General features: G+C 57.9%; 11 protein-coding genes. 5 read left to right on the top strand and 6 right to left on the bottom strand.

Annotated features, from left to right (window positions below; translation table 11 throughout):
• From ROR01S_RS15955 to ROR01S_RS15970, 4 genes are all read right to left on the bottom strand, one after another.
• Nucleotides 1-621, bottom strand: a complete 621-nt coding sequence (locus tag ROR01S_RS15955) for a DUF2291 family protein (protein WP_004859311.1) — start codon at nt 619-621, stop codon at nt 1-3.
• A gap of 43 nt (nt 622-664) precedes the next feature.
• Complete coding sequence (locus tag ROR01S_RS15960) at nt 665-1,600, bottom strand: D-ribose ABC transporter substrate-binding protein (protein ID WP_004859313.1); 936 nt, start codon at nt 1,598-1,600, stop codon at nt 665-667.
• A 134-nt stretch (nt 1,601-1,734) separates the two neighbouring features.
• Nucleotides 1,735-3,255: an FGGY family carbohydrate kinase gene (locus ROR01S_RS15965; RefSeq protein WP_032716850.1), complete on the bottom strand. Its 1,521-nt coding sequence runs from the start codon at nt 3,253-3,255 to the stop codon at nt 1,735-1,737.
• 363 nt (nt 3,256-3,618) lie between these two features.
• Nucleotides 3,619-4,569: a sugar-binding transcriptional regulator gene (locus ROR01S_RS15970; RefSeq protein ID WP_004859320.1), complete on the bottom strand. Its 951-nt coding sequence runs from the start codon at nt 4,567-4,569 to the stop codon at nt 3,619-3,621.
• 365 nt (nt 4,570-4,934) lie between these two features.
• Between ROR01S_RS15970 and ROR01S_RS15975 the strand changes: the two genes are divergently transcribed.
• Entirely contained in the window at nt 4,935-5,765 is an 831-nt protein-coding gene (locus tag ROR01S_RS15975; protein WP_004859323.1) for a transketolase, read from the top strand.
• Nucleotides 5,758-6,693: a transketolase family protein gene (locus ROR01S_RS15980; RefSeq protein ID WP_004859326.1), complete on the top strand. Its 936-nt coding sequence runs from the start codon at nt 5,758-5,760 to the stop codon at nt 6,691-6,693. The genes ROR01S_RS15975 and ROR01S_RS15980 overlap by 8 nt, the downstream gene beginning before the upstream one ends.
• A gap of 52 nt (nt 6,694-6,745) precedes the next feature.
• Here the strand turns inward: ROR01S_RS15980 and entD are convergent, their stop codons facing one another.
• Together entD and ROR01S_RS15990 are read right to left on the bottom strand one after the other, a co-directional pair.
• Nucleotides 6,746-7,378 (bottom strand): enterobactin synthase subunit EntD, encoded by a 633-nt coding sequence (entD, locus tag ROR01S_RS15985; protein ID WP_064359677.1) that lies wholly within the window; start codon nt 7,376-7,378, stop codon nt 6,746-6,748.
• 104 nt (nt 7,379-7,482) lie between these two features.
• Nucleotides 7,483-9,738 (bottom strand): TonB-dependent siderophore receptor, encoded by a 2,256-nt coding sequence (locus tag ROR01S_RS15990; RefSeq protein WP_064359678.1) that lies wholly within the window; start codon nt 9,736-9,738, stop codon nt 7,483-7,485.
• Nucleotides 9,739-9,956: 218 nt separating this feature from the next.
• On the opposite strand from ROR01S_RS15990, the gene fes reads away from it, so the two are divergent.
• The 3 genes from fes to entF all read left to right on the top strand — a co-directional run bounded on the left by fes (nt 9,957) and on the right by entF (nt 15,396).
• Nucleotides 9,957-11,201, top strand: a complete 1,245-nt coding sequence (gene fes / locus ROR01S_RS15995) for an enterochelin esterase (RefSeq protein WP_224050163.1) — start codon at nt 9,957-9,959, stop codon at nt 11,199-11,201.
• A 98-nt stretch (nt 11,202-11,299) separates the two neighbouring features.
• Nucleotides 11,300-11,518 (top strand): MbtH family protein, encoded by a 219-nt coding sequence (locus ROR01S_RS16000; protein WP_004859340.1) that lies wholly within the window; start codon nt 11,300-11,302, stop codon nt 11,516-11,518.
• Complete coding sequence (gene entF / locus ROR01S_RS16005; protein WP_015584928.1) at nt 11,515-15,396, top strand: enterobactin non-ribosomal peptide synthetase EntF; 3,882 nt, start codon at nt 11,515-11,517, stop codon at nt 15,394-15,396. Before ROR01S_RS16000 ends, entF begins: the two co-directional genes overlap by 4 nt.
• Nucleotides 15,397-15,456: the final 60 nt, after the last annotated feature.

Consider the following 15,456-nt stretch of genomic DNA (forward strand, 5'->3'; position numbering starts at 1 on the left):
TTATTGTCCTCCGGGGTGAACAATTTTCGCTGGTGTAATATCAGGGAATGTTTGCGGTATATCCCAGGCGGAAAATACGCCATAGACCTCAACCGTTTCGCCGGATTTTAGCTGTGCGCCGTTAATCATTTTTACGGCCTGTTCATTAATGGCCCGGCCATATTCGCCAAACAGGACCTGATCGTTAAAGTCGGCATAGCTGGCACCGCTATAGCCATCGCGCAGCTGGGTCCCACGCAGCGTCGGACCCGTTTGCACGACGATAGCGCGGCCATTTTGATCCTGAACGGTCATTTTTCCGCTGCGTGACGTGGCGTCAAGCTTGATGACCTTACCTTCAACCTTGACGAAGAAAATGCACGGATTTTCTTCCTGAGCGCGATAACCCAATGTTTTACAAGCGCTGTCGAAATCTTTGGCCGCATGTAGCGCGGTCATTAACGCTTCCGCGGGGCGAGCCTGTGCGACTACCTGCGGTACAATTTTCTCCTGCCACGTCCGATCGATATGTGCCATGTGCGGATTGGGCGGGGATTTAAGATCGGCCAGCTCTTGCTGAGAGACAATGCGGCAACCTCCCAGTGCTACGATGGCCAATGCCAGCCAGGTTTTTTTATACATGAGACTCTCCTGTGCGCCCCGCAAGGGGCGCAACAACCCGAACTCAGGACTTGATATTGAAGTCCTGAACTTTGTCTGCGTTATCTTTAGTGATCAGGATGCCGCGGAACATGACGCGCTGTTTCGCCGGTTTCACCCCTTTTTGCAGGAAGTTATCGAGGTCGGTGACCCCTTGAGCGGCGATGGACTGGGCCTGCAGCATCACGGTGGCCTGCAGGGTTCCCGCTTTAACCGCATCACGCTCGTCATTGCTGCCGTCGATGCCGACAACCACGACGTCCGTACGGTTCGCGGCTTTTAGCGCGGCGATAGCGCCCAGAGCGACGGGGCCGTTACCGCAAATCACCCCTTTAACGTCCGGATGAGCCTGCAGGATGCTGTCCATAATGCGTTTGCCGTCGATTAACGTTCCTTTGGCATCCTGTCTGGCGACGCTGACCATGTCAGGATACTGGTCAATAACCTGATGGAAAGATTTGGAGCGGGTCACGCAGTTATTATCGGCAAGATTACAGGTGAGCTCGGCGTATTTTCCTTTCTCCGCCATTTTCTCAACAAATACGTTGGCGACTTCCGAACCCGCCTGGAAGTTATTGTGCGTGATTTGCTCAAGCGCCACATCATCGACAGGAATTTCCCTGTTGATTAATACCACGGGAATGCCTGCTTTTTTGGCTTTTTCAATGGCGGCGACGCTGGCGGTTGAGTCGGCGTTATCGAGAATAATACCCTGAACTTTTTTACCAATAGCGGTATCAATAAGTTCGTTCTGTTTTTTGACATCTTCGCCATGTGACAGAACCGTCGTTTTATATCCCAGCTGTTTGGCTTTTTCACTGGCGCCTTTGGCTTCCGAGGCGTAATACGGATTATCCAGCGAGTTGACCATAATCATAATGGTGCCTTTTTCTACCGCCTGAGCAGAAAATGAAAAAGCGGTCAGGGTTGCAGCAGTTAACAGCGTTAAACGTAATTTCATGACAATGTTCTCTCTATGTTGTTATTGTCGGGTACGGTGAAACAACGCAAGGCCTGAAAATCAGTTGTATGGTCCGGGGCTCTCCTTATGTTGATGATTCAGGTTCGTCGCGCAGCAGGATCCCTGGTGGGGCGTCAGGCGGACGGGGCCGGTTTCCATAATGTTCTGTCCACCGCATGGCGCCATTCCTGCCATCTTTTCTGTAAACGCAGATGGCGCGCCATATCGGGGCGAAATTCGCTGTGTTCGGTTAAGAACGCGCTTAAATCAGTCAGCGTACCGGGATGAATCGCTTTGCGGGCCAGCAGGGCCGCGCCAATCGCCGACAGTTCAGGGACATCGCTGCGCATCACCGGGCAACCCAGCAGATCGGCCTGGTATTGCATCAGCCAGTCATTTTTTGTCGGCCCGCCATCGACCATCAGCGCCGCCAGGTGAAAGTCGTCATGCTGGCGCATGGTAAGCACCACATCAGCAATCTGGTAAGTGATGGATTCCAGCGCGGCGCGAATCAGGTGGGCGCGCTTGACGCCGCGGCTGAGCCCGCAGATAACCCCGCGCGCGCTGTCGTCCCACCAGGGGGCGCCAAGACCGGTTAGCGCGGGGACAAAATAGACGCCCAGCGTGGAATCGACGGAGGCCGGCAGGGTATTGAGCTCGTGGGCCAGTTCGTGCGCGGAGAGCTCGCTTAATCCCGTGCTATCGGCCATCCAGGCCACCGCATCGCCGGTATGGGGGATATTGCCTTCCAGACCATAAATGATGCTGTCGCCATCGTGCCAGGCGATGGTGGTGGCCAGTGCGGCAATATCGCATTGAGCTGACTTCACCGGCGCCATGACCGACGATCCCGTGCCATAAGTGGCCTTAACGCAGCCCAGTTCACCGAGCGCGTGACCAAACAACGCGGCATGTGAATCGCCGACCATCGCCATCACCGGGATGCCGTCAGGAATGGCGGCCAGCCCTCGGGTATAACCGAATAACCCGCTGGAGGGTTTAATCTCAGGCAGCGCGGCGCGAGGGATCTGGAACAGCGCCAGCATTTCGTCATCCCATTGACCGGTATGTAAATTGAGTAACTGTGTCCGCGCGGCGTTGGAATAGTCGCAGCTGAATGCTGCGCCTTGCGTCAGGTTCCACAGCAGCCAGCTATCGATGGTACCGAGGCAAATCTCACCGCGTTCAGCCATCTCCCGGCCTTCCGGCAGCGACTCCAGCAGCCAGCGCATTTTTGAGGCGGAAAACAGCGGGGCAATCGGCAGTCCGGTGGTGGATTTAATCCGGGATTCTTTGCGATCGCGGCGCAGCGCTTCACAGAACCCCGCGCTGCGGGTACATTGCCAGGTGATGGCGGCGTTAATCGGTTTGCCGCTCTGGCGGTACCAGCCGATGGCGGTTTCACGTTGGTTGCTGATGGCTAATGCCGCCACGTTTTCTGCGCCAACGTGGTCGATAGCATTGGCTATTACCGCCAGCGAGGCCTCGACTAACGCCTCTCCGGATTGTTCTACCCAGCCATCGCGCGGTGTCTGGATAGCTAACGGTTGAGAAAACTTCACAATAACGTTGCCACGGCCGTCAAGTACCACCGCTTTGGCGTTAGTGGTACCTTCATCGAGCGCAATGATGAACTCTTTCTGTGTTGCCAGCATTAGATAGTCTCCTGAGTCACACGTCGTCCTGGCGCGAAGGGAAGGGCGAGCATTCCTCGTTATCGCATTGCTGCTTAGCAGGCCATGATGTGACATTTCGTTATCACTTTTTTAATCACTGAATATATATTCGATAGTGATTATTTATTTAATACCTTAGCCAGAAAGTTTCTCTGGGGCCAGAGGGAAAGTTATCAATTGTGCTGGCAATCACACTTATCTGGATCGTGAAATGTACAGGGGATGCTGAGTGGGTACCGCGCTTAAACTATTTATTAAATTGAAATATAAGCATTTATTTGATGTGCCTTTGCGTCTTCCAGGAGGGCGCAAAGGCATGAGAAAAGATGTTTTAGCGGCGGATCAGGCGGTGACGAGCAGCCTGGCGGTCGGATAATCGGTGATTAAAACGTCAATATAACCGCCGGAGAGGGCGCCCTTGATGGCGGCGACTTTATCGCTACCGCCGGCCAGCGCGACGACATTGGGGCATTTTTTGACTTTCTCCAGCGCCATGCCGATAACAGGATCTTCATCATCACGTAACACCGCCTGCCCGTTTTTATCGTAATAGTGCAGACAAATATCCCCGACGGCACCGCGCTCCGCCAGCACCTGCAGCATATCTTCGTGGTAATAGTTGCCTGATGTTTTGAGCAGCTGTGAAGGTTCGAGAATACCAATCCCGACGATAGCGATATCAACTTCATCAAAACGTGAAATCACATCGGCTACATCCTGGCTGGCAATCAGCCGGTTTTTCTCTTCCACCGAGCCTTCAATACTTTGCGAAGGCAGCAGCCAGGCTTCACAGTTTAGCCGTTGCGCCAGAGTCTGAGTGAGGATCGTTGCCTGCACATTGCCGTTAGGACCCACTCCGCCCAGCAGTTGAATCACGCCGCTGGCTTTCAGGTTCTGCGCGTGAACCTCGTCAACCATAGCCCGAATGGTCGAGCTCCAGGAGGAGACGCCAATCAGATCTTTTGGCCGTAGCCGCGTTTCAAGATAGTGGGCCGCGGCCGAACCGATGGCTCGTTTAAGGGTATGGTCGCTGGCATCCTCTTCGGTGTCCACCACGATGGCCTGCTTTATGCCGTAGCGATCCTCAATGCCTTTTTCGAGATTCAGGAAAATATTCGAGGGCTGCACGACGCTAATTTTGACCACCCCTTCTTTCTGGCAGCGGGTGATGGCGCGGGAGACAAATGACTGAGAAAGCGAGAGAAGTTGAGCAATGTCGGACTGCTTGCGTCCTTCAAGGTAGTAAAGAGTGGCAATCTTAACTAATAGCCGTTGTTCATCCTGCTTAGCCATATATATCCCCGAAAATCATTAACGTGCAGCCATTATGTTAGAGCCTGTAATCATACGCGAAAAAAAAAGACATTTAAGTGTGATGAGACTCTAACTTTTATCAATCCTCTAAAACAGCTATGGACAAAAACAGAACAGCGGTTGCATAATTGAATAAAGAGTCATATATGAATATATATTCATGGTGATTTCAGGTCAACTGAAAAATTATCCAGGCGCAGGTATGCCTGATGGTGAGGAGGCAGAATGTTCCTGAGTCTGGTGCAGCGGCGAAAGCGCTGTGATGCGCTGCCAGGGGATATCTGGTTTTTTTAGTCCCTTGCGGAATAAATATTCCAAGTTGAAATTAAATTCAGAGGTATTAAATGAATCCCTATAACTACGATGTTCAGGCACTTGAGCGTCAGGCTCGTGCGGTACGCCGCCACATTATCAGATTGAACGCCAACAGCCCTGCCGGCGGTCATACCGGCGCCGACCTGTCGCAGGTGGAGCTCTTAACCGCGCTGTACTTTCGTATTTTGAACGTTGCAGCGGACCGCATTGCCGATGAAGGGCGTGACATCTATATCCAGTCGAAAGGTCATGCGGTGGGCTGCTACTACTGCGTGCTGGCCGAGGCGGGATTCTTCCCGGTCGACTGGCTGAGCACCTATCAGCATGCCAACTCCCACCTTCCCGGTCATCCGGTTCGCCAGAAGACGCCGGGCATCGAGCTGAATACCGGGGCTTTAGGGCACGGTTTGCCCGTGGCGGTAGGATTGGCGTTGGCAGCGAAAAAGAGCCACAGCGCCCGCCGCGTCTTCCTCATTACCGGCGATGGTGAACTGGCTGAGGGGAGTAACTGGGAGGCCGCGCTGGCCGCCGCACATTACGGTCTTGATAATCTGATCATTATTAATGACAAAAACAACCTGCAGCTGGCCGGACCAACCCGCGAAATTATGAATACCGATCCGCTTGCCGAAAAATGGCAGGCCTTTGGTATGACCGTGACCGAATGTCAGGGCAATAATATGGCCTCGGTTGTCGCGACGCTTGAAGGATTAAAGCAGGAAGGGAAACCCAACGTCGTTATTGCGAATACCACGAAAGGCGCCGGCATCTCCTTTATCCAGGGGCGTCCGGAATGGCACCACCGGGTGCCGAAAGGTGAGGAGATTGCGCTGGCACTGGAGGAACTGAAAGATGAGTAATGCAGAACACCTGGCAAACGTGATGGTTCAGGCGTTTATCGATGCCGTAGAAAATGGAGTTGATCTGGTGCCTGTTGTCGCCGACTCAACATCAACCGCAAAAATCGCGCCATTTATTAAACATTTCCCTGACCGGCTGGTTAACGTCGGTATTGCCGAGCAAAGCATGGTCGGTATGGCGGCCGGTCTGGCGCTGGGGGGGAAAGTGGCGGTGACCTGCAATGCCGCGCCATTTTTGATTTCCCGCGCCAATGAACAGATTAAAGTCGATGTCTGTTACAACAACACCAACGTCAAATTATTTGGTCTGAATGCGGGAGCCAGCTATGGCCCGTTGGCGAGTACGCACCACGCTATTGATGACCTTGCGGTGATGCGTGGATTCGGCAACATTGAGATTTACGCGCCGTCATCGCCACGGGAATGTCGGCAGATAATCGACTACGCCCTTCATCATCAGGGGCCGGTTTACATCCGTCTCGACGGCAAAGCGCTGCCGGAGCTGTATGCTGAAAACTATCGTTTTGCTCCCGGCGCCGTAAACACGTTGCGTGAAGGCCACGATCTGGCGCTGGTCGCTACCGGTTCGACGGTGCATGAAATTGTCGAGGCCGCCCAAACGTTGGCAGAGTCAGGGATTCAGGCGCAGGTGGTTAGCGTACCTTCGATTCGCCCTTGTGACACCTCAGCGTTACTGGCCGCGCTGAAGGGATGCAACGCGGTGATTACGGTTGAAGAGCATAATGTGAACGGTGGTCTGGGAAGTCTGGTAGCAGAGGTTATGGCGGAGGCAGGTATCGGTATTCCGCTGAAACGGCTGGGTATTCCAGATGGCGAATATGCGGCGGCGGCGGATCGTGGCTGGATGCGTCAGCACCACGGTTTTGATGCCCAGGCTATTATCGCCCTCGCCAAAACGATGTGTTGAGTCAGCATGACGTTTCCCCCGTGCGGCCCTGACCGCGCGGGTTCTTCCTTTATTACCGGTGTTGCGTTTGGCAAAGCGTGATGACGTAGGGCTCATCCACCATCCAATGCACCTGGAACACCTGCCGCGCAGTCCACAAAGTGATGACCTCGCCCTGAATGTCAGTTATCCGAAAGTGCATAAACCCTGTTCCTGCCTGCTGCGCGAGAGGCAGGGCCTTAAACCCACTCTCTTTGGCCGAAAAAGCCAGGGTCAGAGCCAGTTCGAAGGGCAGTCCGCTCGCCTTCAGCACCCCGCGTTCCGCCGGGCTGATAATACTGCTTTCCAGCTCCTCCGCCAGCGCGAGGGTGAGCACGTTTTCGATGTCGATACCGACCGGTCGGGCGGCGACGACGGCCAGCGCGCGGGTGTCGCAGTGGCTGATGCTGCCAGACCACGGGGCAGGCCACAGCGGCTGCCGCTGGTCACCTGTTCCGGGAACGCCTTTCACGCCCACTGCTTTCAGGGCGCAGGCCGCCGCGATACGCCCGGCAAGATGTTCCATCTGCCGTTTCCGGCCGCAATGTTCGATCTGCGGGTGGTGGGAGAGCCACAGGATATCGTGAGGCGCAAAGGTGGCCGGGTCGAAATCAATCTGATGCAGCCGATGGTCGGCAAAAAGAAAAGTGGAGTGTGTCGTTTGCATAGTGTCATCCTACGTCAGGATGCAGGTGAGGGGATAGCCTGGCAGGAGGCCAAAAAGCCAGGCCGCCCTCCGGGGGGAGAACGGCCTGGTCTTCAGGCGCGTAATCAGAACTGCGTGTTGACGCTCATGTACCAGGTCCGGCCCGATTCGTTATAGGTTTCGGCGCCCGCGCCGTACATATAAGCGCCGGTCGCTGTGTTACCCGTTGTCTGGGCGTTACCCGCGCGCCAGTGACGTTTATCGAAGACGTTATCCACGCCGCCGGTCAGACTGACGTATTTGGTAACGTCCCAGGTCGCGCTCAGACCGAGGATGCTGTACGGGCTCACCTCGTTCTTCTCGCTGCCGGTGACCGGCTGACCTTTGTAGTTATACTTCTTCGGTTCCTGCTTGCCGTACCAGGTGAAGGTCGACTGCACCGAAACATCCTGGTATATCTGCCAGCTCAGCGTTGAGTTCAGCGTATATTCCGGAATAATCGACAGACGGTCGCCGGTCTCCTTATTCTTACTCTGCAGCATGTAGGTGATATTGTTGGTCCAGTTAACGGTTTCGCTAACCGGGACGTTCAATGTTCCTTCCAGGCCTTCTACTACCGCTTTCGGTACGTTTTCCCACTGATAAATATCGGTGACGACTTTACCCGTTCCGGTCTGGCCAATTGGCGCATAGCCGGCTTCAATCTTGTTGCGGTAGTCGTTACGGAACCAGGTCACGCCCGCCAGCCAGCCGTCGCGTTTAAATTCGAGGCCAATCTCTTTGTTGATGCTGGTTTCTGCCTTCAGGTTATCGTTACCCAGCATGTAGCACCCGACGTTATCGGCGCTGGCGTAGCAGCCCTGGCCTTTGCTGTACAGGAGATAGTTCGGGTTGGTCTGGTACAGGCTCGGCGCTTTATAGGCGCGGCCGATGCCCATCTTCAGGGTGAAGTCATCCCCGAGTCCCTGAGACAGGTTAAGCGACGGGCTCCAGTTGTTCCCCACAATGCTGTGGTGGTCAAAGCGCAGCGCCGGGGTCAGCATGGTGGAGTCGGTCAGCTCGATGTTGTCTTCGGCAAACAGCGAGAAGATCTCCGCCTGCGAGTACGGGCTACGATCGTTGCTCATGTCTCCAATCGGACCGCCCTGTAGGGCCTGGCCGTTAGAGGACATGTCTTTCATCCGCTGCTGGTTCCACTCGGTGCCCAGGGTCAGGTTCTGATTGACCCACAGGTCGAACGGAACGCTGACTTCGCTGTGCAGCATCACGTCGGAGAGGTCGATATCACTAAACTTATCGCTGTTAAACAGGCCTTCCAGGCCGCCTGCTAGCCCCTCGCCGAGACGGGAGTTGCGGGTGTGTTCGTACTGCGCCCAGTTGCTGGTGGTAATGCCGTTATCCCAGCCGCCGTTCCACGTGATCGCATAGTTCTGGCGATAGAGACGGTTGGTCTCTTTGCCGTAGTTTTTCTTCACCAGGCCGCTGCTGCTGTTATCGTTGTTGGTGTTCTGCGTATCCCCGGCGTACAGGTTGCCCTGGCGGCTGTAGCCCGCCTCAAACTCCAGCGAGTTCATCGGTGCAAAATCCCAGCGTACGACGCCGTTGATATTTTTGTTCTCCACCCCTTCACGGCCGGCCGGTAGCGTATCGGCGTAAATACCGGTACGTTCTGACTGATGGCCCTGGTTGATATCCCAGGCATCGGCCTGGGTTTTATCGAGGTTGCCTAACAGGCGGAAACTGAAGTCGCCGCCCAGCGGGCCGTTCAGGCTGAAGTTGGTGCGTTTGGTGGAGCCTTCATCTTTGTGCTCCGGGGCGTTCATGTAGGTGTTCCATGAACCGTGCCACTCGTTATCACCTTTTTTGGTGATGATATTGACCACGCCGCCCGCGGCGCCGTTGCCGTAGCGTACCGCCGCCGGTCCACGAATGACTTCAATGCGCTCAATCAGCTCCGGTGGGACCCAGTTGGTATCGCCGCGGGTATCGCGCTCGCCGCGCCAGCCCAGGCGGATGGAGTTACGGCTGGTGACCGGTTTGCCATCAATCAGGATCAGGGTATTTTCCGGGCCCATGCCGCGGATATCAATCTGGCGGTTGTTACCGCGCTGGCCGCTGGTGGAGTTGCCGGTCAGGTTAACGCCCGGCATGGTGCGGATAATTTCGGAGACATCGCGAGCGGGGGGACGTTTACGAATTTCCTCGGCGGTGATCGTCGATACGCCCGGCGCCTGCAGGTTTTGTTCGGCGGCAGTAACCACCATCGTCTCTTCGGTAGCCGTTTTTTTACTGTCGAGGGTCTCTTCCGCACACAGCGGGAAGGCGACCCCATAAATTCCCAGATTGACCAGCAAGGTCAAAGATTTGATCTTGTTATTCATTTTACGTCCTGCTTTCCGTTGCCGCATGCCCCTGAAACCCCTTCCCACCGGGAGGGGAGGCGGCAGAAATGTGGTCAGTAGAGGGCGAAGGCATTCCATCGCTGACCAAATGGCCCTTTCTGACATGTGTAATTAGAAGTGACTCTTCCCAAAGCGCGGTAATACGCTATTGCAAATGCAAATAGTTATCAATAATATTATCAATAAAAATTACGTTTATTGAGAAAAATCACGGTAAACATAGGGTTAATGACGGAATGTTAATGACAGGAAGTGATGACTGGTGGCAGGGGATCTCCGGTCCGCAGGCTGAGGCCGTTGGCGATGGCTATCGGGTGACCTTCTGGTGGCGAGATCCGGCGGGCAGCGAAGAGACTTCGTTGACGAAGCGGGTGTGGATTTACATCACCGGCGTCACCGACCATCATCAAAATGCCGTGCCGCAAACCCTGAAGCGCGTGCCCGGTACCGATGCCTGGCAATGGCAAACCACGCTGTCGCCCGCCTGGCGCGGCAGCTACTGCTTTATTCCCTCCGATCGCGATGACGATTTTGCCCCTGAGATTTTCAACGGCGGTAGCCCGGACCGTACGCTGCTGCGGGAAGGCTGGCGCAGACTGCTGCCGCGGGCGATAGCCGATCCGTTAAACCCGCAAAGCTGGAAAGGCGGACGCGGCCATGCGGTTTCGGCGCTGGAGCTGCCGCTGGCGCCGGAACAACCCGGCTGGTCGCTGCGGAATACACCTTATCAACCGCCAGTGTGCATTGAATGGCACAGCGCCCGGCTGGGTAACACGCGGCGGATATGGGTTTACACCACCGGTGAGGCCGTTGCCGCAGAGCGTCCGCTGGCGGTACTGCTTGATGGCCAGTTCTGGGCCGAGAGTATGCCGGTTTGGTCCGCACTGGCCGGGCTGACGCGCGAGGCAAAACTGCCGCCTGCGGTCTATCTGCTGATTGATGTTATCGACAACGAACACCGGAGTCGGGAGCTGCCCTGTCACGCCGATTTCTGGCTGGCGGTGCAGGAAGAGCTACTGCCTCGGGTACACCAAATCGCGCCTTTTAGCGACCGCGCCGATCGCACCGTGGTCGCCGGTCAGAGCTTTGGCGGCCTGGCGGCGATGTTTGCCGCGCTGTACTGGCCGCAGCGCTTTGGCTGCGTGCTGAGTCAGTCTGGTTCCTACTGGTGGCCGCATCGCGGCGGCGCGCAAACCGGCCTGCTGATCGAACGCCTGAGCCAGGGCGTGCTCCGCCCCCACGGCCTGCGAATCTGGCTGGAAGCCGGAGAGCGTGAGCCGCTTATTTTTCGCGCCAATCAGGCGCTTTTATCACAACTACAGCAGACACAGCAGACGATTTTCTGGCGTCAGGTTGACGGCGGGCACGATGCGCTTTGCTGGCGTGGTGGGCTGACGGCTGGGCTCATCCAGCTCTGGCAGCCGTTGAGCCGCGCGCAATAACAAAGTGCGCTTCAGACTCAACATCCTTCCGCATACCCCGAGGCGCTAGCCAGGGCGAAAGCCGACGGGAGGATGACGAGTAAAGACAGGAGTTTGGTATGCAATTCAGCAACCCCTTCGATAATCCGCAAGGGCAGTTTTACATTTTGCGCAACGAACAACAGCAGTACAGCCTGTGGCCGCACCACTGCGCGCTACCGCAAGGCTGGGTAGTGGAATGCCCGCCGCAGTCCTTAGAGGCGTGCAACGGCTGGCTGGCGGCGAACTGGTCAACCCTTACCCCTGCCCACTATGCAACCTCAAGGAGCCGGACATGAGCACTCGTTTACCGCTGGTCGCGGCGCAGCCTGGGATCTGGATGGCGGAGCGGCTCTCTACGCTGCCCGGCGCATGGAGTGTCGCCCACTATGTCGAACTGCGTGGCAATCTGGACCCGGCGCTGCTGGGACGGGCGATCGTCACTGGTCTGGCGCAGGCCGACACGCTCAGCATGCGCTTTTGCGAAGATAACGGCGAAGCCTGGCAATGGGTCGATGAGCACCGCGCTTTTGCCGAACCTGACTATTGCGATCTGCGCGAGGCGCGCGATCCGCACGACGCCGCGCTGGCGTTAATGCAGGCCGACCTCGGGCAGAATTTACGCGTGGATGGCGGTAATCCGCTGGTTTGTCACCAGCTGCTGCGCGTGGCGGATGACTGCTGGTATTGGTATCAGCGTTATCATCATTTACTGGTCGATGGCTTCAGTTTCCCCGCTATTACCCGCCAGATCGCGGCGATTTATCGCGCCTGGCAACGTGGGGAGGCGACGCCGGCGTCACCGTTTACCCCTTTCGCTGAGGTTGTTGAAGAGTATCAGCGCTACTACGGCAGCGAGGCCTGGCAGCGCGATAAAGCGTTCTGGATGGCGCAACGCAACGCCCTGCCGTCACCGGCATCGCTCTCTGCGGCACCGCTGGCGGGGCGGGCGACCAGTACCGATATCTGGCGCCTGAAGCTGGATCTGGATGCCGGCCTGTTCAGCCGCCTGGCCGCCGGCGCACCGCAGTGTCAGCGAGCCGATCTGGCGCTGGCGCTAACCACCCTGTGGCTCGGCCGTTTATGCAACCGCATGGACTATGCTGCGGGCTTTATCTTTATGCGGCGGATGGGCTCGGCGGCATTGACCGCAACCGGCCCGGTACTGAACGTCCTGCCGCTGGCGATACATATCGATGGGCAAGAGACCCTGGCGGAGCTGGCGTTGCGTCTCAGCGCCCAGCTGAAAAAGATGCGTCGCCACCAGCGTTACGACGCCGAACAAATCGTGCGCGATAGCGGCAAAGCGGCGGGCGATGAGCCGCTGTTTGGCCCGGTGCTCAATGTTAAAGTTTTTGATTATGTTCTGGATATTGACGGTATCGAGGCGGTGACCCACACCCTGGCGACCGGCCCGGTAAACGATCTTGAACTGGCGCTGTTTCCGGATGAGTCCGGCGGACTGTCGCTGGAAGTGCTGGCGAACAAAGCGCGCTACGACCAGACCACGTTGCGCGCGCACGTGGCGCGTTTATCCGCGCTGCTGACCCAGTTTGCCGCCGATCCGGCGCTACGCTGCGCAGAGGCCAATCTGCTCTCGGCCGACGAGACGGCGCAGTTGGCGCAGGTCAATGATACCGGCGTGGCGCTGCCGACGACGACGCTCAGTGCCCTGGTGGCGGAACAGGCGGCGAAAACGCCAGATGCCCCGGCGCTGGCGGATGCCACCCGGCAGTTCAGCTATCGGGAAATGCGTCAGCAGGTGGTGGCGCTGGCCCGGCTGCTGCGTGAACGCGGCGTCAAGCCCGGCGACAGCGTGGCGGTGGCGTTGCCGCGTTCGGTGTTCCTCACCCTCGCGCTGCACGGCATCGTTGAGGCCGGCGCGGCCTGGCTGCCGCTGGATACCGGGTATCCGGACGACCGCCTGCGTATGATGCTGGAGGACGCGCGTCCTACGCTGCTGATTACGGCAGAAGATCAGCTGGCCCGCTTTAGCGATATCCCGGGTCTTGAAACCCTGTGTTATCAGCAGCCGCTTGCGGCGGATGATGATACTCCGCTGGCGCTCTCACAGCCGGAGCATACGGCGTACATCATCTTTACCTCCGGCTCCACCGGACGCCCGAAAGGGGTGATGGTCGGGCAAACTGCGATCGTTAACCGACTGCTGTGGATGCAAAATCACTATCCGCTTACTGCCGGGGATGTGGTGGCGCAGAAAACGCCGTGCAGCTTTGATGTGTCGGTATGGGAATTCTGGTGGCCGTTTATCACCGGCGCGCAGCTGGTGATGGCCGAGCCGGAAGCCCATCGCGACCCGCAGGCGATGCAGCAGTTCTTTGCCCGCTACGGAGTGACCACCACCCACTTTGTGCCATCAATGCTGGCGGCGTTCGTGGCTTCGCTGGATGCTGAAAACGTGACGACCTGCCGGACGCTGAAGCGCGTCTTCTGCAGCGGGGAAGCACTGCCAACCGACCTGTGCCGCGAGTGGGAAGCGTTGACCGGCGCGCCGCTGCATAACCTCTATGGCCCGACTGAGGCGGCGGTGGATGTGAGCTGGTATCCGGCCTGCGGGGCGGAGCTGGCGGCGGTCACCGGCAACAGCGTGCCGATTGGCTGGCCGGTATGGAATACCGGGCTGCGTATTCTCGATGCCACTCTGCGGCCGGTTCCGCCGGGCGTCGCCGGGGATTTATATCTGACCGGCATTCAGTTAGCTCAGGGGTATCTGGGCCGCCCGGATCTGACCGCTTCGCGCTTCATTGCCGACCCGTTTGCCGCCGGTGAACGGATGTACCGCACCGGCGACGTGGCGCGCTGGCTGGATAACGGCGCGGTGGAGTACCTTGGGCGTAGCGATGACCAGCTGAAAATTCGCGGACAGCGTATTGAGCTGGGCGAAATCGACCGCGTCATGTCTGCGCTACCGGACGTTTCCCTGGCGGTAACCAACGCCTGCGTTTTCAATCAGGCGGCGGCGACCGGCGGCGATGCCCGCCAGCTGGTTGGCTACCTGGTGTCAGAGTCCGGCCTGCCGCTGGATACGACAGCGCTGAAAACGCGCCTCGCCGAACAGCTGCCGCCGCACATGGTGCCGGTGGTGCTGATTCAGCTAGCGGAACTGCCGCTGAGCGCCAACGGCAAACTGGATCGCAAAGCGCTGCCGCTGCCGACGTTGGGCAGTGAACGCAGCGGACGAACGCCGGAGGCGGGAATGGAAACGACGGTCGCAGAGGCGTTCAGTCGGCTGCTGGGCTGTGAAGTGAACGACATTGAAGCCGATTTCTTCGCCCTCGGCGGTCATTCTCTGCTGGCGATGCGCCTGGCGGCGCAGCTCAGCCGCGAGCTGGGACGTCAGGTGACGCCCGGGCAGGTGATGGTGGCCTCGACGGTGGGGAAACTGAGCGCGCTGCTGGCGTCCGATCTCAGCGATGAGCAGGCGCAGCGCCTGGGCTTTGATGCGATTCTGCCGCTGCGCGTCGGCGACGGACCAACGCTGTTCTGTTTCCATCCGGCATCCGGTTTTGCCTGGCAGTTCAGCGTGCTGGCCCGCTATCTTAGCCCGCGCTGGTCGATTACCGGCATTCAGTCTCCGCGACCGGAAGGGCCGATGATGAGCGCGGCAAATCTCGATGAAGTGTGCGAGCAGCACCTGCAGACCTTGCTGGCGCAGCAGCCGCACGGGCCCTATTACCTGTTTGGCTATTCCCTCGGCGGGACGCTGGCACAGGGCATTGCTGCCCGCTTACGCCAGCGCGGCGAAGCGGTGGCGTTCCTGGGCTTGCTGGACACCTGGCCGCCGGAGACGCAGAACTGGGCGGAGAAAGAGGCTAACGGTCTGGACCCGGAAGTGCTGGCCGAGATTGCACGTGAACGAGAAGCCTTCCTGGCTGCCCAGCAGGGACAGGCTTCCGGTGAACTGTTCCGTGTCATCGAGGGCAACTATGCCGATGCGGTACGCCTGCTGACCACCGCGCATAGCGCGAAGTTTGATGGCAAAGCGACGCTGTTTGTGGCGGAGAAAACGCGCCAGGCGGGGATGGATCCGCAGGCGGCGTGGGGCCCCTGGGTGGGGGAACTGGAGGTCTTCAGCCAGAACTGCGCCCACGTGGATATTATCTCCCCGCAGGCCTTCGAATCAATTGGTCCGGTCGTACGGGAGATTCTGGGGTAGCCCGGAGGATATTGCCGGGCGGCGGCTGCCGCCTGACCCGGCCTACGGAGCGTAGCAGAG

Source organism: Klebsiella ornithinolytica NBRC 105727 = ATCC 31898 (genome assembly GCF_001598295.1).
Taxonomy (GTDB): domain Bacteria; phylum Pseudomonadota; class Gammaproteobacteria; order Enterobacterales; family Enterobacteriaceae; genus Klebsiella; species Klebsiella ornithinolytica.

Bases quoted from the DNA above. Each gene is read 5' to 3' on its own strand.
- ROR01S_RS15980 (WP_004859326.1), top strand. From the start codon at position 5,758: ATGAGTAATGCAGAACACCTGGCAAACGTGATGGTTCAGGCGTTTATC.
- ROR01S_RS15970 (WP_004859320.1), bottom strand. From the start codon at position 4,569: ATGGCTAAGCAGGATGAACAACGGCTATTAGTTAAGATTGCCACTCTT.
- entD (WP_064359677.1), bottom strand. From the start codon at position 7,378: ATGCAAACGACACACTCCACTTTTCTTTTTGCCGACCATCGGCTGCAT.
- ROR01S_RS16000 (WP_004859340.1), top strand. From the start codon at position 11,300: ATGCAATTCAGCAACCCCTTCGATAATCCGCAAGGGCAGTTTTACATT.
- ROR01S_RS15960 (WP_004859313.1), bottom strand. From the start codon at position 1,600: ATGAAATTACGTTTAACGCTGTTAACTGCTGCAACCCTGACCGCTTTT.
- entF (WP_015584928.1), top strand. From the start codon at position 11,515: ATGAGCACTCGTTTACCGCTGGTCGCGGCGCAGCCTGGGATCTGGATG.
- ROR01S_RS15955 (WP_004859311.1), bottom strand. From the start codon at position 621: ATGTATAAAAAAACCTGGCTGGCATTGGCCATCGTAGCACTGGGAGGT.
- ROR01S_RS15965 (WP_032716850.1), bottom strand. From the start codon at position 3,255: ATGCTGGCAACACAGAAAGAGTTCATCATTGCGCTCGATGAAGGTACC.
- ROR01S_RS15975 (WP_004859323.1), top strand. From the start codon at position 4,935: ATGAATCCCTATAACTACGATGTTCAGGCACTTGAGCGTCAGGCTCGT.
- ROR01S_RS15990 (WP_064359678.1), bottom strand. From the start codon at position 9,738: ATGAATAACAAGATCAAATCTTTGACCTTGCTGGTCAATCTGGGAATT.